Below are 20,046 nucleotides of genomic sequence, written 5' to 3'. Positions count from 1 at the left end.
CGTGCCGCCTGTCGACTCGGGAACACCCGCCGACTCGGGAGCATCGACGTCGGAGACACCGATATCGGGAACACCGACGTCCGCTTCGTCGTACCGACGGCTGTTCGCCCGCCCGCGTCCGGCACACCGACGCACCGCCCGTCTCCAGTGCCCCACAGCCCAGCTCAGAGGTCGAGATGCCCGCTCTGCGTTCCCGCACCACCACCCACGGTCGCAACATGGCCGGTGCCCGCGCCCTGTGGCGGGCGACCGGCATGACCGACGACGACTTCGGCAAGCCGATCGTCGCGATCGCGAACAGCTTCACGCAGTTCGTTCCCGGACACGTCCACCTGCGGGACGTCGGGAAGATCGTCGCGGACGCGGTGGTCGGGTCGGGCGGGGTGGCCAAGGAGTTCAACACGATCGCCGTCGACGACGGGATCGCGATGGGCCACGGCGGCATGCTGTACTCCCTGCCGTCCAGGGAGATCATCGCGGACAGCGTCGAGTACATGGTCAACGCCCACTGCGCCGACGCGCTGGTCTGCATCTCGAACTGCGACAAGATCACTCCGGGGATGCTGATCGCCGCGCTGCGGCTCGACATCCCGACCGTCTTCGTCTCCGGCGGCGCGATGGAGTCCGGTAACGCCGTCGTCACCGGCGGTATCGTGCGCTCACGGCTCGACCTGATCGACGCGATGACCGCGGCGGTCAACCCGAACGTCAGCGACGCCGACCTCGAGACCATCGAGCGGTCCGCCTGCCCGACCTGCGGGTCCTGCTCCGGCATGTTCACGGCCAACTCGATGAACTGCCTGACCGAGGCCCTCGGCCTGGCGTTGCCGGGCAACGGGACGACGCTGGCCACCGCGGCGGCCCGGCGTGGCCTGTTCGTCGAGGCCGGTCGCCTGGTCGTCGACCTGGCCCGCCGGTACTACGAGAAGGACGACGAGGCCGTCCTGCCGCGCTCGATCGCGACCGCGGCGGCCTTCCGTAACGCGTTCGCGGTGGACGTCGCGATGGGCGGCTCGACGAACACCGTCCTGCACCTGCTCGCCGCCGCGGTCGAGGCCGAGGTCGGGGTGACCCTCGACGACATCGACCAGATCTCCCGCTCGGTGGCCTGCCTGTGCAAGGTGGCTCCCAGCTCGACCGACTACTACATGGAGGACGTCCACCGGGCCGGCGGGATCCCGGCGATCCTCGGTGAGCTCGACCGTGGCGGCCTGCTGGACCCGAACGTGCACAGCGTGCACGCGGCCAGCCTGCGCGAGTTCCTCGACCGCTGGGACGTCCGCGGCACCGACCCGGCTCCGGACGCGGTCGAGCTGTTCCACGCCGCGCCCGGCGGCGTGCGCACCGTCGAGCCGTTCGGCTCGACGAACCGCTGGGACACCCTCGACACCGACGCGAAGAGTGGCTGTATCCGCTCGGTGGAGCACGCCTACTCGGCCGACGGCGGCCTGGCCGTGCTGCGCGGCAACCTGGCCCCCGACGGCGCCGTGGTGAAGACGGCCGGCGTCGACGAGAGCCAGTGGACGTTCCGCGGGCCCGCGCTGGTCGTCGAGAGCCAGGAGGCCGCGGTCGACGCGATCCTGAACAAGGTCGTCAAGGCGGGCGACGTGATCATCGTCCGGTACGAGGGCCCCCGCGGTGGCCCCGGCATGCAGGAGATGCTCTACCCGACGGCGTTCCTCAAGGGCCGCGGCCTCGGGCCGAAGTGCGCGCTGATCACCGATGGCCGCTTCTCCGGTGGCAGCTCGGGCCTGTCGATCGGCCACGTCTCCCCGGAGGCGGCGCACGGTGGCCCGATCGCGCTCGTCCGGGACGGTGATCTCGTCGAGATCGACATCCCGCGGCGGCGGATCGACCTGCTGGTGTCGGACGCCGAGCTCGCCGCGCGGCGGGCCGAGATCGAGGCGAACGGCGGCTACCACCCGGCGAACAGGGAGCGTGTCGTGTCGGCCGCGCTGCGCGCCTACGCGGCCATGGCGACGTCCGCCTCGACCGGTGCCGCCCGTGACGTCCGGCTCATCACGGGATGAGATCTCGCTCGGTAGCTGAATCAATCGCGGTGTGTGTGCGAAGGTGGAGCCTGTTCGCTTGGTGCGACTCCAGGTAGTCGCCTGATCACCTAGTGGTTGGGTGGGTGCGGGTGGTCGTGGCCGGGGCCGCGGGGGGCGCGACCGTTCCAGGAGATCCGCCTCGCCATGGCTCGTCACAGACGTTCGGACCGCCGCTTCGCTCGCCGCGGCCGCTTCGCTCGCCGCGTCGGCCCAGCTCGTCCTGCCGACAGCGGGATGAGGTTTCCCGTGAATCCTCGCGTCCACCGGCGGTCGCGCTCGCGTTCGCACCCGGCCCGGCTGCTGCTGGCGGTGGTCGCCGTGACAATGGTCGGGCTGGGGACCCTCGGCCTGGTCGCGGGCGTGGACGGCTCCGGGGGGTCCGGATCGGGTGACGGGCCGGCCCGCCTCGGTGCGGCGGAGATCCCTACCGGCCTGGACGGATCATCCGGTCCGCTGGCGGCTTCCGGCACGGCCGGTTTCAGTACCGCTGCGACCGGCACGGCCGGTTCCAGCACCGCTGCGCCAGGAGCCGCCTCGGGCGCCGCCGCCTCGGGCGCCGCCGGGGCGGACGCTGCGTCGGGTGCCGCTGGATCAGGTGGCGCTGCGCCTGGTGCTGCCGGGTCAGCTGTCGCGGGGGCGGGCGTCGGCCGGTCTGCCGCGGAGGGCCCGGGAACGGGGGAAGTGGGCTCGGCTCCAGCGGGGACCCTTCCGGAAGGGTCGGCGTCCGGCGGCCAGGAGGGGGCGACGTCCGGTCGTGCCCTGGCGGGTGGCTCGTCAGGCGGCTCGGTGCAGGGCACGGCAGGTGGCACGGAGCAGGGCACGGCGGGAGGTGGCCAGGCCACGGGCACCACGGGTGGGCGGGAGCCCCAGATCCCGGGATCAGGCGTGGCAGGCGCGGTGCCCGCGGCGCCGGGGGGCGCGGCCACCAGCACGCCCCAGCCCGCCGTCGAGCGGGCGATGACGCCCTCGAAGAGCGCCTCGACCAGCTCCGCACCGGTCTCCGGGGGCGATGACGGCGCGGGCCTGCTGTGGTCGGACGAGTTCGGCGGCGCGGCGGGCGCGGCCCCGGACCCGGACACCTGGATCACCCAGACCGGCTCCGGCTGGGGCGACCGGGAGATGCAGTGCTACACCCGCGACCCGCGGAACCTGGCGACCGACGGCCGCGGCCACCTCGTGATCACCGCGCGCAGGGAGCCGTCCTGCGACGGCGCGGGCTTCTCCTCCGCGCGAATCGAGACGCTCGGCAGGCGAACCATGCGCTACGGCTACCTGGAGACCCGGGCCGTGCTGCCTACCGGCCGCGGCGCCTTCCCGGCGGTGTGGCTCCTCGGCTCCGACATGCCGGCCGTCGGCTGGCCGGCGAGCGGCGAGCTGGACGTCGTCGAGGCGGTCTCGACGGCGCCCACGACCGTGCACACGAACGTCCACGGCGTGGACACCGCCGGCGCTCACTGGCAGGCCACCTGGGGCAACGGCGGGATGTACGACGCCGGGGCCGACCTCGCGGCGGCCTTCCACACCTACGGCCTGGAGTGGACGCCGTTCGCGCTGCGGTTCTACTTCGACGGCCGGCTCATCCGCACCGTCACCCGTGATCAGGTGCCGGTCTGGCTGTGGGACCGGGAGCACTACGTGATCCTCAACGTTGCGGTGAACTCGGAGGGCGCGAGTGCCTCGGCCGCTGACTACCCGCAGTGGATGGCGGTCGACTACCTGCGGGTCTACGGCGCCAAGCCGTGATACTCCGACTGCCCTGGCACCCCAGCCGCCCTGATGCCACCGCGCAGGCTCCGGCCGCCGCGCCGCGCCGCGCCTCGGCCCGGTCGGCCCGGTCGGATCAGGAGGGGACGGCCAGGGTCAGGGCGAAGTCGCCGTCCGGGTCCGTCCACTGGTGGCTGACGGAGAGTCCGGCCGCGGCCAGCTCGGCGGCGATCGAGTCGAGAGTGAACTTGGCGCTGATCTCGGTGCGCATCTGCTCGTCGGCGTCGAAGCGGGCGACCAGATCCAGGGCGCGGACCCCGACCTCCTGCTCGCGGACGCTGCGCAGGCGCATCTCGATCCAGGAGTTCTCCGCGTCCCAGGCGGCGACGTGGGCGAACCCGCGCAGGTCGAAGTCGGCCCCCAGCTCCCGGTTGATCACCGAGAGAACGTTGCGGTTGAAGGCGGCTGTCACGCCGGCGCTGTCGTCGTAGGCCGCGACGAGGCGTCGCGGGTCCTTCACCAGGTCGGCGCCGAGGAGCAGGGCGTCGCCGTCGGCGAACTGGTCGCTCAGGGCGCGCAGGAAGGCGGCGCGCGCCGCGGGCCGCAGGTTGCCGATGGTTCCGCCGAGGAAGGCCACAAGCCGCCGGTCGCCGCGGCCTTCACCGTGGCCGCCATCAGCACCGGCAGCGCCGGCGCCCGCCGCCGCGCCCGTATCCGCGGCGGGCCGGGCGCCGGGGAGAAGGCCGAGGTGGCGCTCGAAATCCCCGACCACCGCGTGCACCGAGATTCCCGGATACGCCCGCAGGATGTCCTGTCCGGCCTGGAGCAGGGTCTCCTCGTCCACGTCGAAGGGGACGAAGCGGCGTAGCACCCCGGTGGCGCGCAGCGCGTCGAGGAGCAGGCGGGTCTTCTCCGAGGTGCCGGAGCCGAGCTCGATGAGGGTGCCGGCCGGGCAGACGGCGGCGATCTCGGCGGCGTGCGCGGTGAGCACCGCGTGCTCGCGGCGGGTCGGGTAGTACTCGGGCAGGCGGGTGATCCGGTCGAACAGCAGGCTGCCGGTGGCGTCGTAGAACCACTTGGGTGGCAGCTCACGAGGGCGGGAGGTCAGGCCGGCGCGCACGTCCGCGGCGAGCGAGGCGTGCCGTTCGGTGGCGGCGAGGTGGCGGTCCACGGTGATCTGCGGGGCCTGGTCCGTTCGGGCGGGTTCGTCGGGCCTGCCCGACGGGGCGGACCCGTTGGTGGCCGTGGCGGGATGCGGCTGCCTGCCGGGCACGGGAATCGTCTCCGGGGCGGTAGCCGGTGTCCTCGATGTCATCGTGGTGCCCTCCGTCTGCCTCGTACGACTCACCGTAGTCGTTCTAAGAGATCAAACTACTAAGAGTAACTTTGTGTGTGTCGGCCACCAGGAGATATTGGTCCGGTACGTCGACCCAACCGGATTCGTCATCATCTGGCTCACTGGCGACGACGATCCCGTCCACCTCCTCGCGGTAGCTGAGGGTGTCCCGCCAGGTGCTCGCCACGAGCTGCGTGCCGTCGGTCACCAGCAGGTTCAGCCGGGACGGCGTCCCGTCCGGCTCGCGCAGCCCGCCCAGCGTCAGGACGACGTCCGCCACGGCCCGCGGCAGTGGCAACCGGGACGCGCTCTCCCACAGCAGGGCGGCCACGATGGCCGAGTCGCAGCGGGAGTCCGGCACCGGCGCGCCGGGCCGGGCCGCCAGCTCCCGCAGCGCGCCGTCGGCGGCCACCCGCCCGTTGTGGCTCAGCAGCAGCCGGCCTTCGGCGAAGGGGGCGGTCGCGGTCTCCTCGACGGGCATCCCGACGGTGGCGCTGCGCACCGCGGCAAGCACACATCCCGAGGTCACGGCGCCGGCGAACGAGCTGTAGGAGGCGTCCGTCCACATCGGCACCGCGCGCCGGTAGCGGGCGGGTTCGGGGCGCAGGCCGGGCGCGTACCAGCCGACACCGAAGCCGTCGGCGTTGACGGTCCCGTGCCGCATCCGGCGGGGCGCCCACGACTGGCGCAGCAGGCTGGACGGCCGGTCGAGGGTCAGCTCCGCGAGCGTGCGCGGGGCACCGAGCCAGGCCAGGTGACGGCACACGGGCAGGCGTGACCTTTCTGCGCGCGGGACTCGGCGCCGTGCCCCCGGCGGGGTCAGGGGGTGTCGGCGTCGCGGGCGAGCCGGAACCCGGCGAAGATCTGCCGTCGGATCGGAAAGTCCCAGTTGCGGAACGTGGAGCGGACGGCGCTGGGATCGGTCGCCCAGGAGCCGCCGCGCAGCACCCGGAACCGGGCCGGGGCCGCATCGCGAGGATAGAAGACCTCGCTGTACTCCCGGTACGGGAACGACGCGAAGCCCGGATAAGGGGTGAACCCGCCGCCGGTCCATTCCCAGACGTCCCCGATCATCTGTTCGGCGCCGTACGGGCTCGCGCCGGCCGGCCTGCCGCCCACCGGTGCGGGCCGCGCAGTGCGGTGCCCCAGGTTCGCAAGCTCGGGAGTCGGGTCGGTGTCGCCCCATGGATACCGTCGTGAACGCCCGGTGACGGGGTCGTGCGCACACGCCTTCTCCCACTCGGCCTCCGTGGGCAGCCGTCGTCCGGCCCAGCGGGCGTGGGCCTCGGCTTCATACCAGCACACGTGCTGCACGGGCTCGTCGAGAGGCACCGGTTCGACCCGCCCGAATCGGCGGCGTGTCCAGACGTCGCCGTCGCGTGACCAGAAAAGCGGCGCCGTCAGGCCCTCCTGGCAGCGCCACGCCCAGCCCTCGGCGGACCAGAGCCGCTCGTCGGCGTAGCCGCCGTCCGCGATGAACGCCAGGTGGGCCCGGTTGGTGACCGGGTAGCGGCCGAGGCGGAAGGCGGGCAGGAACACCCGGTGCGCCGGCCGCTCGTTGTCGTACGCCCACGGCTCGGTCGACGTGCCCATGGTGAACTCGCCGGCCGGCACCAGGACCTCGGCCGCCTCGTCCACCGGCCCGGCCGGGGATGGCGGCGCCGGCCGCGGGTCGGCCAGGACGGGCGGGCCCGCGCGCAGCTGCAGCGTCGCGAGCATCGTCTCGTCGTGCTGGTGCTCGTGCTGGATCACCATGCCGTAGACGAACGACCCCGACAGCAGCCGAGCACGCCGGTGGACGGCCGCGCCGCCGTCCCGCTCACCGTCCCCGTTCGCGGCCCCGTTCCCGTTCCCGGCTTCGGGTCCGGCGGCCTCGCCGGCCGTCTCCGGGGCGTGCAGCAGGTCGGGGTCCAGCCCGGTCAGGACGTCCATCGCCCGCCCGCGGACGTCCCGCAGGTACGCGCGGGCCTCGTCCGGGCCGAGCAGCGGCAGCGCGGTCCGGCTGGCCCGGCTGTGCCGGAAGGCGTCGTAGACGTCGCCCAGGCCGGGGCGCAGCTCGGCCGCGCCGGTCAGGGCGCGCAGCAGCCAGATCTCCTCGTAGTTGCCGATGTGCGCGAGATCCCAGACCAGCGGTGACATCAGTGGCGAGTGCTGGCGCAGGAGGTCGTCCTCGGTGAGGTCGGTGTAGGCGAGCGACCGGTCCCGGGCCGCCGCCAACCCCGCCGCCAGCGCCTCCGCGTCGAGGGCAGGAGCGGCCGTCGGGCCGGCAGGGGCTGCCGGGTCGGGAGCGCCGGCCCGGCCGGTGGCGGCCGCCACCGCGGCGGCGGCGGGGCCACGGGTGGTGGTCGGGTCGCCGGTCAAGGGACTGGAACGCACTGGGACGCCTCCTCGCGCAGCAGCTCAGCCGGCCCGCGCGCCTCGAAACGCGCGTTCAGGTCGTCGGCCGGGGAGCGCCCCCGCCGCGTGTAACGGTTGGCGAATGCCTCCACCGCGGCCCGCAGCCCGGGATCGGCGTCCGTCCGGGCGAGCGCGTCCAGGGCCAGGTCGACGCACCGCACCGCCGCACGGTGCAGTGCCGGGTTCCGCAGGCCGAGCTGGGCCGCCAGCCGCCCCTGCCGGGTGACCGGGAGGCACGCGGCGAGCGCGGCCCGGGCGGCGGCCGGCTCGTCGAGGAGCACCGCCGGCACGGCGACGGCCACCGGCCACAGGTCGGACGGCTGAGCGTCCAGGTAACGCAGCTCCAGCCAGCCACGTGGCCGGACGGGCGGGAACAGCGTCGTCGCGTGCCAGCCGAGGTCCTGGGCGGTCGGGGGGCGTGCCACCGGCCCCGCCCCGGCCATCCAGTCCCCGAAGGTCGTCCGGTTCCGGACCGGCTGGTACCGCCCGTCCGGCTCGCCGACCATCATGAGGTCCGCGTCGTGCAGGTAGCGGGCCCAGAGCCAGGCCAGCTGGGCGTCTCCGGTGGGCGGCGCGCCGGGGGCGTCGCCGCACCCGCCCAGGCCCGCCTGGGCGAGCCACGCCGTCGCCGGCGCCGCCGGGTCGGGCAGGACCGGCCCGGTGCGGCTCGCGTCGATACCGGCCCAGACCGCCTGGCGACCCGACTGCCAGGAGATCTGCCGGCCGTGGGCCAGCGGCGACGCGGCGAACATGGCGATCAGTACCGGCTCGAGCGCGTGCGCGAGCCGGAAACGCTCGACGGCCTGCGCCGTGTCCGTGCCGATGTCCAGGTTGACCTGGACGGAGGCGGTCGAGCACATCATCGTCCGGCCGTCATCGCAGTCCCGGGTCAGGAAGTGCTGCTCCATGGCCACGTACCGGGAGGCGGTGGTGTGGCGGACGGGCGTCCGCAGCGGGTCGACACCCATGCCGACCAGGCCGAGCCTGCGCCGGGCGAGGGCGCCGCGGACGAGCGTGAGGTCGGCGCGCATCGCGTCCACGGCGGCGGTCAGGTCCAGCGGAGGACCCGAGAGCTCGAGCTGGCCGCCCGGCTCGAAGGTGAGCCGGCTGCCGCCGGGAAGCCGCGGGGCCGAGTCGGTGCCCGGCGGGCCGCCGTCGCGGGCCTGGCCGTTCTCCCGGCCTCGGTCCGGTTGTCGGCCCTGGTCACCGGGGGCGAGGACGCTCTCCAACGCCGCGGCGGTCTCGTCCGCGGGGACGGGCCGGCGCGGGTTCGCGACGTCGACGACGAACCACTCGGTCTCGATGCCGACCCGGTTCGTCGTGGCCGCGTCCGGAGCCGGTGAGCCCGGGGCGGCGGGGGTCACGTCCCGGGCGGCGAGGCGCAGGAGATCGTCGAAGGTGGCGATGGGAGTCGCGGCTCCAACCGCGGTTGGAGCCGCAGTAGGAACAGTGGTCTCTGTGTGATCTGCTATGTGATCTGTCCCGCTGATCAACTCGGGTCGAGCGGCCGGTGCCTCCTCGCCGGTCGTGCCCCGTCGTCGGCGTCCAGAAGCCTCAGGTGTCACGCAGGGTGGCATCGAGTGGCTCCTCTCTCGGCGCCTCGATCCTCAGAAGGCGCCTGTCGTGAGGGCGTTCTCCCCACGGCGGCGGCCCGGCTACCCCTCGTGGGGCCGCCGTGGGCTGATGCCCACCCGACACAACCCGTGGTGATGGCTTCCACTTCCCCAAAGGTGGGACATGGGACCTCCGTGGTTCTTCCGGTTATTCCACGCTTCAGGGCTGTTGTGGTTGTGAATTGGATGGAAGTGTGACTCTGATGGGGGAGATTCCCGGTAGCGCGCGGTGACCAGGGCACGGCAGACTCGCAGTCACCCCCCTGCGGTCCGCCGAAGCGCGGCGGCGATATAGACCTGACGGGAGGTGGTGACCGCGGACACGTCCGATCGCGTGTCGGCCGGTAGGTCGGCCATGGCCGAATACCTGCGCCGAAGACAGTTGTACGCCGCCGAACGCGGCGACAGATCACGACGGGTGATGATCACTGCGGCGGCGGGCGCCATCGGTGCCGCCGTGCTCGTGGGGCTCGTGTGCGGTGCCGCCGGGCTCGCGGGCGGGACGGTCGCGCAGGTCGCGGTGCTCACCGGGCTGGCCGTGCTCGGTGTCCTGGCCGCCCGGCACTACCGCGTGCCGCCGGAGATCGAGGCCTGGCGGGTGGACGCGGAGGCCGAGCGCCGTACCGCCCGCTCGCTGGACCGCCTCACCCGCGCGGGCTACACCGTCCTGCACGACCGCCAGCTCGCCGACTCGGCGGGCAACATCGACCACCTGGTCATCGGGCCGTCAGGCGCCTGGGTGGTGGAGACCGACGCCCACCGCGGGCCGATCCGGCAGAACGCGGCCGGGGTGTGGGCGGGCAAGGTGCCGCTGCGCGCCATGCTCGGCCTGGTCGCCTGGATGGGCGAGGAGGCCACCGGCCAACTCGTCGCCGAGCTCCCCTCCGGATGGCAGCTCGAGGCACAGTCGGTCGTCGCCTTCGCCCGTACCGAGGTGCCGAACGGCCTGGCCCTGGTCGACGGCGTGCTGCTGCTGCCGATGGCCGGAGTCGCCGACTACATCCTCTCGGCCGGGGTGGTGCTGCGCCCGATCGATGTGGCGATGCTGGTCGACGTCGCCGAGCGGGTGTTCCCTCGCTACGAGGTCGCCGGGCCGCCCCCGTCGTGGCCGACCCGCTCGCGGCTGCGCGGCCTGCTGCGCCGGTAACGGCGCCAGGCCTCTGGCGCGGCGCGCCGGGCTCACCCGGTCGCGCCGCGACCGGGTCTGCCCGGGCCCTTCGGCTGGCGCGTCGAGCCGGGTTCAGCCGGGTTCAGCCGGCGGTGTCGGGCCCGCTCGTGCGACCGCCGCGGCCGTGGTGCGGCGGCGAGTCGATGATGTGCGGATCGCCCACCTGGATGTGGTGGAAGCCGTCCCCGGCGAGCGGGGGCGCGGACCAGCGCGGCTGCTCGGCGACGAGGTTCTCCTCGACCTCCTCCGCCGGGTCGTGCCCATACCCGTAGCCACTGTCGTGGTAGCCACCGTCGTGGTGACCGCTGCCCGGGCCGGACCGGTCGCCGGCGGGCGTGCCCGGCGGCGGGTCTCCCAGCGGATGTCCGGTCTCCAGCGCCGGGGCGGCGGCCCGCCGCACGAAGGCCGGTGGCCCCGGGGGGTCGGTCCACGCGCGGGGGGTGAGCTCGGGCGGGTCGAGCTCGCTGGGGTCCAGGTCGTCCGGCACGAGGTTGGTGTCGTCGATCTCGCCGTGCATCTTCGAGCCGTTGAGGACGACCGGGATCTCCAGGTCGCCGACGACGTGCTCGACGTAGAAGGCGCGGTTCTGGATCAGCCACAGCGCGTAGCCCGGGTCCAGGCGGGGGAGCAGGTCGGCGGCCACGTCCGTGAGCCCGAGGGCCTCCTGGGTGTCCGAGATCTGGTCGGACGCCTGCTTGTACAGGATGCGGATCGCGGTCTCGGCGAGCAGGCCCTTGGCGATCTCCACCGAGTCGGGGGAGGCGGAGAGCAGGTCGGAGATGCGGTGCGCCACGATCGCGTTGGCACAGCCCCACTGACGCGCCAGCTTCTGCTGGGCCGACAGCCGGCGGACCAGCCCGGCGAAGCGCATCAGCCGCCAGCACTCGTCGTAGACCACGTAGCGCTGCACGCCGTCCTGGCGCATCAGCGCGGCTTCCATCCATGCCTGCGCACAGGTCATGATCAGCGCGATCATCTCGTCGCTGCCCTGGACCCGCTCCAGGTTCAGCACCGCGATCGGCCGGTCGAAGTCCAACGGGGACGTCGTCGGGCCGTCGAAGAGACCACCGAGAGCACCGTGCGTGAGCCGGCGCAGGGTCAGCGTCGCGTCTCTGGACGCGTCGCGCAGCTCGGTGGCCGTCATCGGCAGCGCCGAGCAGTCCTCCTCGCTCGGGTCGGTCATCGCCTCGAGGACGTGTGGGAGCAGAGGGGTGGCCCAGCGGTCCGGTGTCGCGCCGGTGATCTGCCGGGTGACGACGTCCAGCGCGAGATCGACGGCGGTGTGCTCGGCCGGGGTGAGCGGTACCCCCTTCGCGGTCTCGATCAGTGACGAGAGCAGGGACGAACGCGCCCGCTTCACCTCGCGCGCCCAGTCGGCGTCCGCGATGCCGCGCGGGCGCGGAGGGGCGTCCAGCGGGTTGAGCCGGGTGGACATGCCGGGCCCGATGTATGTCGGCTCGCAGCCGAGCCGGCGCGCGAGCCGGGTGTACTCACCCTTCGGGTCACAGGGGACAGCGGCCTGGTACCCGAAGGCCGAACCCCGCGAGATCAGCGTCTTCAGCAGCGCGGACTTGCGGGAGCCGACGGCCCCGAACACCGCGAAGTTCGGGTTCTCGATCACCTGCTGCCGGTAGAGCTCGAAGACATCGAAGTCGAACGAGTTGCCCGACCAGACATGCCGGCCGATGTACATGCCGGGCGCGTCGAGCCCGGAGTCGACGACGAACGGATAGATCCCGGCGATCTGGGCCGTGGTCTCCATATGGGCTGGCAGGCGCAGCTTGTGATACGCCCGTCCGGCGAACGGGCCGAGCAGCTTCGGGGGCTGCGCGCCGCGGCGCAGGGCGGCCTGCGCGCGGCGCATCGCGGCCCGTTCGGCGTTGGCCGCGGCCCGCTCGGCTCGCCGCGACCGGCGGTCGTGCGCCGCCGCGGCCTTCGCGCCCCGGCGGCGGGTGCGCGGGCTGCCGCCGAGGTCAACGAACCCGTCGGCGTCGCGGCCGGGATCATGGCCCGGGTCGATCTGGTCGGCGTCGTCGTACTCGTAGTCCGCGTGGTAGTCGTCGCTCGCGCCGGTGCCGCTACCAGGGGCGTCGTAGCGGATCGGGTCGCCCCAGGCGGCGTCGCCCCCCACCGCGGGCGGGCGGGAGGTCACGCAACCCCCACGGCGAGCGGCAGCGCGCCGACGCTGAAGCCCTGGTCCTGCTCGCCGACGAGACGGACCATTTCGAGGCGGCTGCGCGAGGCCAGGGTCTCGGCCTCACCGCAGGCGTCCGCGAGCGACTCGAGGTCGTCGGCGGAGACGGTGACGAACCCGTGGAACCGGAAGGCGCCGAAGCCCGCGATCAGCTCCTGCTCACGGCGTTCGACCTCGTCGGCCTCGGCCACATCCCGCTGGGTCGTGACCTTGCCGACCTTGTCCCGCATCTGCTGCTCACCGAGGTGCGCCATCCGGCGCCGGTTGACCGCCTTCTCCGCCTTCCGGCCGGGCAGCGGCTCCACGACGAGCGACACCGTGCGCCGGCACGTGGTCTCCATCAGCAGCGGCGCGAGGAAGGCTGCCGGTGAGGGAACCCGAGGCCAGCCGTTGATCCAGTACGTGGTGTGGAAGCCGGAGTCGGTGCGGTAGTGGTCCCAGGCGTTGACCGTCCGGACCGGGCCGGCGATCGCCGGGTCGATGCCGGACGGCAGGCCCTTCAGCCCACCCGCGAGGTCGGTGCTCGCCCCACCCCGCGCATCGATCATCTCGATCGAGTACGGGTCGTAGGTGGTGCGGATGACCGCGGCCAGCGCCCGCGGTGGCAGCCAGCCGACGGTGCTGATCGACGCCCTGGCGAGTGCCGCCTCCATCGTCCGCAGCTCACCGAGCAGGACGGCGCACGCGGCCTGGTCGCCGCCGCCGGCGCGTTGGATCGCCCGGCGGGCGTCCTTCGCCCGGAGCTGGAAGGAAAGGTAGGTCTCGTGCCGCTGCGCCACCGGCCCGGCCGCGTCGATGACCTGCTCGTACGCCTGCGACGCCCACGAGTCGTCGTGATGACCGCGCACCCGCCAGTGCCGCTGGAGCTGGTCGCCCGAGTCCGGCAGCGTCCGCTCCAGCCACTGGATGCGGGACAGCTTGCCGCCACCACCGGTGAGACCGGCCAGCAGTTCGCCCCAGGCATCCACCCGGGCCTGCTGGTCCCCGGACTCGAGCAGCGCGAACTGGCTGCCCTTCACCTGGAGGACAGCGGTGTAGGTCTGCTTCTTCACGTCCTTGACGACAGCCACGTACCGGCTGCCACCGACCGGAACCGACAACATGACCAGGCTCGACAGCGGTCCTGGCAGGACCGTCCTGGTGATCCGGTCGTCGCCGGGACCGAGCCGGAAGAACCCTCCACGGAACACCGTCTCGCCCGTCACCTTCTGCATCGTGAAGCCGAACACGATCGGCACCCACTGGTCGAGGTTACGATCCTCCACCCGGACGAACGCGACGAAGGCGAACCCCGCGGCAAGCAGCAGCCACACGGGCACGAATACCAACGGCGAACGCAGCGCTCCCAGAACACAGAGCATCACGCCGATCAGGAGCGCGAGCTGAGGCCAGCGCATGCCGAGGAGCACACCGCCGCGCTCCAGCGGCCCGAAGCGGTAGCTGCGTTCAGCGGCCATGAGCTGCTCACCCACCCCCGGTACGCGCCGGCGGGGTGACCCGCGGCTGTGGTGACGGCGTCACCGGGGGCCTGCCGGCCGAGGCGCCCGCCGATCCGCTCGGCGCGGACGCGGTACTGCGCCCGCCGCCTGACGTGCCCGGACGGGCCGCGCCGCCGCCACCTGACGTGATCGCCCGCGCTGTCTGGGGCCGCGCGGTGGACGTAGCCCGGACCGAAGCGGTCGCCCGCGTGCCGCTGGACGCCGCCTCGCGGCCGCCGGCCACAGCCGGGGCCGCGCCCGAGCGGGTGACCCTGGCACGAACGCCGCGGACCGCCGCGGTTCCGGCGGTTCCGCCAGCCGCCCCCGCGGCGGCCCGGGCCGGAACTCCGAGCGGGGAGCCGACGCCACCGCGACCCGGGCGAACACTCGGGCGGGCCGTCGGCACACCGGCGCCCGCGATGGCACCGGCGTCGCCGAGCATTCCCCGGTTCCGGGTCTGCAGACGCGAGCCGATCCCACGGAACGTCTCCCGGGACGAGGAACCGAGCAGAGCACCCGCTCCGTGCCCGAACGATGCGGCGCTGCGGCGCCCGGCCGATCCGACCGCGCGCATGAGCTGGACGTCGGCGAACCCGAGCAGGTGCATCAGCATGAACGGCGAGAACACCGCCGCGATCATCACAACGACACCACTGAGAATGCTCAGCGTCTGGTCAACGGCCGATCCACTGGGATCCTGGGCGATGCCCGCCCCGAGGGCAAATATTGCGTAGATCACCGGCTTCGCAAAAATCAGCGCCACCAGCATCTCGGTGGCCCGCTTCATCCAGGCACTCGTCGTCATCGTCGGCTGGCCCGCCAGGTACAGCGGGATGAACACGGCCACGACGATGATCGCGACCTTGCGGATGTAGAGCACCACGAACAGCGCGAACGAGAAGATCGCCACGAGCAGCGACAGCACCAGGTCGAGGGCGAAATTTCCCTGTTCGGGTAGTTGTCGCAGCTGCCCGACCAGGTCGGCGCCCAGCGCCTTGTTGTCGCCGAACGCATCCGCCATGCCGTCCGAGGCGGCGAGGACCATCTGCAGCAGCGTCAGGGCGATGAACGACCCGATGATCGCCGTGCCGGTCGTGGCGAGGGCCCGGACGAACACGTGCGGATCGCCCCGCAGGGCCGCCACGGTGCAGGAACAGAGGAAGAGCCCGGTGACGATCAGCACCGACATGCCGAAGACGATGTTGTAGTTGTCGACGACATACTGCGCGTTCAGGTCGACCGCTGTCTTCTGTGCCGCAAAGCTGAAGACAGACGACGACAGGTCAGCCGCCATGTTACAGAAGGCTTTACCAACCGAACTCAAAAACTCGTCAGCCGCACCACCAGCTAGGCCCGCGATTGCATCGCCAATGCCAGATACTGGATTTGGAACAGCCAGGATCTCCACTGTAGGAGTGGCAGTCATGATGTCACCCCCGAAAGAGCGAAGCGCTCGAAGGCCTCTGAGCTTCGCTCAGTCATAGCGTGTCCTTCTACTCCACCTGAGACGTCACGAAGCTTCCAATCCGAGCCGTCCCAGTTGATCGTACATATATCGGTGCCCCAATGCATGGCGGGTTGCAGATTGGGGCTTTCTCCGCTTACTCCAGCAGCAATGGCAGAGAGTACTTCGACTTTACTTTCGCCGCCATTGAAATTGCTGACACGATATCCAATAACTCGATGATTCAAGGTGAATTGTGGAGAGATTACCGAGGGAACGCCAAAATTTTTTGCTGTCTCCGCGTCGATCCCGGAGAGCAGGTCGGAAAGCCTCTTTGCAGTCTCTTCGTCTGAGATCGAAAGAATCAAGTCATGTGATCTCGTGTGCTCGCGGTTGCGTGCCATGCTGGTCGCCGCGATGTAGTTTCCGCAGGCGCTTATTGCGCCGGCTTCTGTGTGTGGGTAGCCGACGGGTACGCCGAACTGGTTGACCCGGGTGGGTGCTCCGATCGGGCTGTCGCCGGCCGCGGTCGCCTCGCTGCTCGGGGGCACCACCACGGCAGGCGTCCCGGTCGGGGGCGCCTCGGTGGGCACGTCGGAGACGGGCTCCGGGTCGGCCGAGGCCTTGGGACCGTCGTCCGATGAATTCCGTCCCATGAAGAAGCCGAGCGCTCCGGCCCCGATCGCGCTCACCGTGGCTGTCGCGACGATGACGATGATCAGGCGCCTGATCGCCCACTCTGCCAGGCTCACCAACGCCTACTCCCCTCCCGTGCCGGCAGGGTCATCATCGCAATGTCGGGGCCCAGATACCCCCGGAACCGCTTAGAAGCCTGTGGACGGCAGCTCATGGACCACGTCGGGGTCATCGACGACGTCTTCGGCGGGCTGGGGGGCAACAGTCTGGACCACGGCGGGTGGGCGCATGCCGTTCGTATCGTCGGTGCTGTTGGATGCCGAGGCGCCCGTCGCCAGGAAAAAGTTGACGAAGGCAGCGGCGGCGCCCACCAGGAACGCCAGGCCGAAGCCGGCCAGTACGCCGCTCTTACCCACCATCGAGGCGCGGTCGAGGCCCATGCGCTCGCCGAGCGCCCACGCGATTCCGCCGAGGAGCACGGCGGCCACGGCGGCGATCACGGCGTAGGCCGCAAGTCCGTTGACCAGGTCTTTCAAGGCGTTGATGCCGGGCGCCTTCGAGTCGTCCGGGTTGACCTCCACGGCCAGAATGGCCGCTGCCGAGGCCGCGGCTGCATCGACGATCATCGTGGTTCCCTTCCTGCGGGCGGTTGGCCGCCCGGACGATCCGGCCCGGACACCCGCGTGGGTGTGCTTCCGTGCCGCAGGTCGCCAAATGATACGCCCGACACCTCTGCGTGATCAGTATCGGCGTTGCGTGGCAACACCGGAGCGGTGCGTATCGGTCGTTCGAACTGCGGTTGAAAGGAGGGATGTTCTCCGCCGGCCGGTGTCCCGACATCAGCGTTGGCGATGCCGGCGAGCGCGTCGACGGTCTCGGCCGCCAGCCGGAGGTAGGACCTCCTGGTCGCCCACCGCAGCCGCGGGATGCGGACCGGCGTCCCCCTGCTCGGGTCGAGCCGCGGGTCGTACGGGACCCGCACGATGCCGTCGACGTGGCGGGCCAGCCGCGCCGTGGCGGTGCGTGTGCGTGGTGACGGGCGGCCGCGGCGGGGCGACACGACGGCCGCGATCACCGCGGGACCCGTCCGCTCGTGCGGCGGGTGGCCAGGGCCCTGGCCTGACGGGGTGCGCTCCCGCGCGCTCACGCCGACCTCCGCGAGTGAGCCCTGGGGATCGCGCAGGTCAGCGAGGGTGGCCTCGAGGTCGGACGCGGTCGCGAGGGTCACGAGGAGGATCACATCGGCGGCGCGGATCGCTTCCGGGGTCAGCGGTGCGGTCGCGGGGGCGTCCATCAGGATCAGCGGGTACGCGTGACCGAGCGCCCCCAGGGCGGAGCGCAGCATGGCCGGGGTGATCGGCTCGTCGACCGGCACCAGCGCGTTCGTGGTCTCCTCGTCGCCGACCGGGCGGTCGACCGGCAGCACGTCAAGGTCGAAGACGCTGCCGGACCGCCGCGCGCCGACGAGCGAGCGCAGCTCGTCGGGCGTCGCCTTGGCGGTGGAGCGGCGCCGGCGGGCGATGTCCGCAACCGTGGTGGTGCCTCGGCTGCCGACCCGCGCGACCAGGTTGTCGCCCCGCGACTCGTCGATCTCGGCGCTCTCCGACGAGGTGGGCGGCACGAAACCGGGCGTGGCGGCCCCGGGGTAGAGATCGATCGCGAGCACCGGCTCGGCACGCACACCGGCCAGGGTAAGTCCGACGACCCCGGCCAACGTGGTGGTGCCGGAGTAGGGGAACAGGGAGGTCACGGCGATCCGCCACGAGCCCGGCAGGGCCACCGCGGCCCGGTCCGAGAGAGTGATCCGTAGCGGGATCTCCTCCCATGGCTCGAGGTCGTCGAGGTCGGCCCAGGGCTCCTGCCAGGGCCACAGGCCCTGGCCTGGGCCCTGGTCGGTCAGTGCCGGCGCGCGGTCGGCGCCGGTGCCCGGCCTCGGGAGGTGACCGGCGGGAACCAGCTCGGTCGAGGGCCGCGGGAGCACGTCGGACGTCCGCTCGGGTGCCGCGACGCCGTGACCAGCCCAGGCCGCGTCCGTGGACGCGGCCTCGTCGGCGGGCGGCGCTCCGCCTGTTGACGGGCTTCCGGCCGCGGCCGAATCGTCGGTCTCGGTCTCGGTCTCGGTCTCGCCGGCCGCCGCGCCCCGCCGGGTGCGCTCGGCCGGGCCGCTGCCGCTGGCGGGATCGCCGGGCGGGGCCGCCTCGCCCGGCTGGGCGGGCTCCCCGAGGCTGACCGGTTCGCCGGCCTCCTGCCAGGCGTCGACGGCGCCCCACACGGGAGCACCGGTTGACTCGTCGTTCCCGGCATCCGGCGCCGGATGGGGGGCCCAGGGGTCGTAGTAGGACCCGCTGCCCGGCTGGTCGCCGCTCGGCGAGCGGCTTTCCGTCGGGAGACCACCGAGCTCCATGGGGAGACCACCGAGCTCCACCGGGGGGCCACCGGGCGACGGATCCACCAACGGGACGTCGGCCTGCCCGTAGCCCTGAGAGGGCCACGCCGGGGCCGGCGAGCCAGCTGCCTCGCCGGGCGCGAGCGGCTCGGACCGGTCGTACGGCCCTTGCGCGTCGGATGGGTGGCGCGGGTCGGGCGCTCCGGGCGCGCCGGTGGTCTCGGGCGAACGGAAGGCATCCGGGGCGTGGAAGGCGTCGGCGGGGTGCAGACCCGTGGGCGCGTCGAACGGCCCTGGCCCCATGCCCGGCGTGGGCTCGCCGAACGAGCCACCGGACGCGGGACCAGCCGGTGGTGAACCCGCCGCCGGGTGGTCCGCCTGTGGCGATCCCGTGGCCGGGGTGGGCCATGCGGTCGATCCCGTCTCCGGCCCCGCCGGCGGGGGGTTGGCGGCGGGGGTCCTGGGCGCGAGGGCGGACGGGCGCCCGGGACGGCGCGGGCCGGCCGACGTCGGCCGGCGGCTGGGCGGGGGCGCGCTGGTGCCGCCCGATCCGCCGGCCCGCCGGACCGGCGCCTCCGGCGCCTCGGGACGCTGAGAACGCGAGGCTGCGGACCCAGCCGAACCGGCGGCCCGGCCGGTTCCACCGGACCGCGCGCCACCGGACCGCATCGCGCCCGAACCACCGGCACTCGAGCTACCGGAACCCGAAGCACCGGAACCTGACCCGCCGGAACCAGGACGGGCCGCACTACCGGGAGTGCTCGAACCCGCGTACCCACCCGAGCCGGCTGACGAGCCCGGGCTCCCGGTGGCTCCGGCGCCGCCGGGGGTGCCCGGAGCGGCCGTGGTGCTCGTGCCGGCGGCGGCCGCTGCCGCAGCGGCCGCCGCGGCCGAGGTCGCGGGCGGGAAGCTCGGGTCCTTGCGGCCCATCGGCGCCGGCGGCGGGACGGCGCGGGGTGTGGCGGCCCGGCGCAGCATCGGCCGGCGCGGCGGGGCGGAGCCGTCGAGGGAGCCGTCGGGCGAGTCGACCGCCGCCGCGGCGCCCGCGTCGAACCGCCGTGCCTGGTCAGCGGCCCTGGGCGATTCGGGGCGCGGCGAACGGGGCGGCACGGCGCGGCCGCCGCGGGCAGCGTCGCCGGGCGGAACGGGCGTGCCGGGCGGAACAGACGACCTCGGCGGGACGGGCCCGGCTGCCGGCGGCGTGCGCGGCAGGCGCCGCCCCCGACGCTGCCCGGGCTCGCGCGGCTCCGGGGCGGTGCCGCGGGTCATGCCCGTCCGGCCTGATCCCGATATGCCGGACCGGCCTGCGGGGGGCGGGTCGCCGGACACCGCATCCTCTAGATGGAACGCTTGGTCCTGCCACGATCCGTCACCATCGTCGGTGGCGGAGACATCGTCGGGATCGCCGCGCCGACGGTTCCGACGGCGGGCAGCTCGGGCCGCCGAGCGGTCGTCGCTCTCGCCATCGCGAGCCGGGAGCTTGGCCGCGGATGGCGTAGGTGAGGGGATTCGCGCACCTATCAACGAAACGGGCCGCGCGTCCCCTTCCTCGCCGTACGGTGCCTGTGGCACATCGCTCACGCGCCGTCGCCCTCCTGGCAGGTCTGGGCTGATTGCAGGTCTGGGCTAGTTGGTGCCA

Annotated in this window: 13 protein-coding genes; 3 read left to right on the top strand and 10 right to left on the bottom strand. The window is 73.0% G+C overall.

Annotated elements, in window-relative coordinates:
- Positions 1-176 precede the first annotated feature (176 nt).
- Both ilvD and AC559T_RS02725 read left to right on the top strand, forming a co-directional pair.
- Positions 177-2,030, top strand: a complete 1,854-nt coding sequence (ilvD, locus tag AC559T_RS02730; protein ID WP_071064991.1) for a dihydroxy-acid dehydratase — start codon at positions 177-179, stop codon at positions 2,028-2,030.
- Positions 2,031-2,837: 807 nt separating this feature from the next.
- Positions 2,838-3,794: a glycoside hydrolase family 16 protein gene (locus tag AC559T_RS02725; RefSeq protein ID WP_498867623.1), complete on the top strand. Its 957-nt coding sequence runs from the start codon at positions 2,838-2,840 to the stop codon at positions 3,792-3,794.
- 97 nt (positions 3,795-3,891) lie between these two features.
- Here AC559T_RS02725 and AC559T_RS02720 read toward each other — a convergent pair whose 3' ends face one another.
- From AC559T_RS02720 to egtA, 4 genes are read right to left on the bottom strand one after another with little or no spacing between them, the layout of a single operon-like run.
- Positions 3,892-5,070, bottom strand: a complete 1,179-nt coding sequence (locus AC559T_RS02720; protein ID WP_498867622.1) for an L-histidine N(alpha)-methyltransferase — start codon at positions 5,068-5,070, stop codon at positions 3,892-3,894.
- A gap of 43 nt (positions 5,071-5,113) precedes the next feature.
- Entirely contained in the window at positions 5,114-5,857 is a 744-nt protein-coding gene (gene egtC / locus AC559T_RS02715; protein WP_368952572.1) for an ergothioneine biosynthesis protein EgtC, read from the bottom strand.
- 53 nt (positions 5,858-5,910) lie between these two features.
- Positions 5,911-7,467, bottom strand: coding sequence for an ergothioneine biosynthesis protein EgtB (gene egtB, locus AC559T_RS02710; protein ID WP_498867621.1), 1,557 nt, complete (start codon positions 7,465-7,467; stop codon positions 5,911-5,913).
- On the bottom strand, positions 7,449-8,852 hold the full coding sequence (gene egtA, locus AC559T_RS02705) for an ergothioneine biosynthesis glutamate--cysteine ligase EgtA (protein WP_498867620.1): 1,404 nt from the start codon (positions 8,850-8,852) through the stop codon (positions 7,449-7,451). Before egtA ends, egtB begins: the two co-directional genes overlap by 19 nt.
- A gap of 604 nt (positions 8,853-9,456) precedes the next feature.
- Here egtA and AC559T_RS02700 point away from each other — a divergent pair.
- Positions 9,457-10,248 (top strand): nuclease-related domain-containing protein, encoded by a 792-nt coding sequence (locus AC559T_RS02700; RefSeq protein WP_020464673.1) that lies wholly within the window; start codon positions 9,457-9,459, stop codon positions 10,246-10,248.
- A gap of 103 nt (positions 10,249-10,351) precedes the next feature.
- Here the strand turns inward: AC559T_RS02700 and AC559T_RS02695 are convergent, their stop codons facing one another.
- From AC559T_RS02695 to AC559T_RS02670, 6 genes are all read right to left on the bottom strand, one after another.
- The gene (locus tag AC559T_RS02695) at positions 10,352-12,421 is read right to left on the bottom strand and encodes a putative type IV secretion/conjugal transfer ATPase (protein ID WP_498867619.1); all 2,070 of its coding nucleotides are present in this window, start codon (positions 12,419-12,421) and stop codon (positions 10,352-10,354) included.
- Positions 12,418-13,920 (bottom strand): SCO6880 family protein, encoded by a 1,503-nt coding sequence (locus tag AC559T_RS02690; protein ID WP_248829318.1) that lies wholly within the window; start codon positions 13,918-13,920, stop codon positions 12,418-12,420. The genes AC559T_RS02695 and AC559T_RS02690 overlap by 4 nt, the downstream gene beginning before the upstream one ends.
- A 7-nt stretch (positions 13,921-13,927) precedes the next feature.
- Positions 13,928-15,235, bottom strand: a complete 1,308-nt coding sequence (locus tag AC559T_RS02685; protein WP_112104887.1) for a TrbL/VirB6 family protein — start codon at positions 15,233-15,235, stop codon at positions 13,928-13,930.
- A gap of 128 nt (positions 15,236-15,363) precedes the next feature.
- Entirely contained in the window at positions 15,364-16,137 is a 774-nt protein-coding gene (locus AC559T_RS02680) for a DUF8175 domain-containg protein (RefSeq protein WP_498867618.1), read from the bottom strand.
- 72 nt (positions 16,138-16,209) lie between these two features.
- On the bottom strand, positions 16,210-16,647 hold the full coding sequence (locus tag AC559T_RS02675) for a DUF6112 family protein (protein ID WP_071064984.1): 438 nt from the start codon (positions 16,645-16,647) through the stop codon (positions 16,210-16,212).
- Positions 16,644-19,676, bottom strand: coding sequence for a MinD/ParA family ATP-binding protein (locus AC559T_RS02670; protein ID WP_498867617.1), 3,033 nt, complete (start codon positions 19,674-19,676; stop codon positions 16,644-16,646). Before AC559T_RS02670 ends, AC559T_RS02675 begins: the two co-directional genes overlap by 4 nt.
- Positions 19,677-20,046: the final 370 nt, after the last annotated feature.

This window comes from Frankia sp. Hr75.2 (assembly GCF_949319125.1).
Classification (GTDB): Bacteria; Actinomycetota; Actinomycetes; order Frankiales; family Frankiaceae; genus Parafrankia; species Parafrankia soli.
This window is presented reverse-complemented; position numbering and strand designations above follow the sequence as displayed.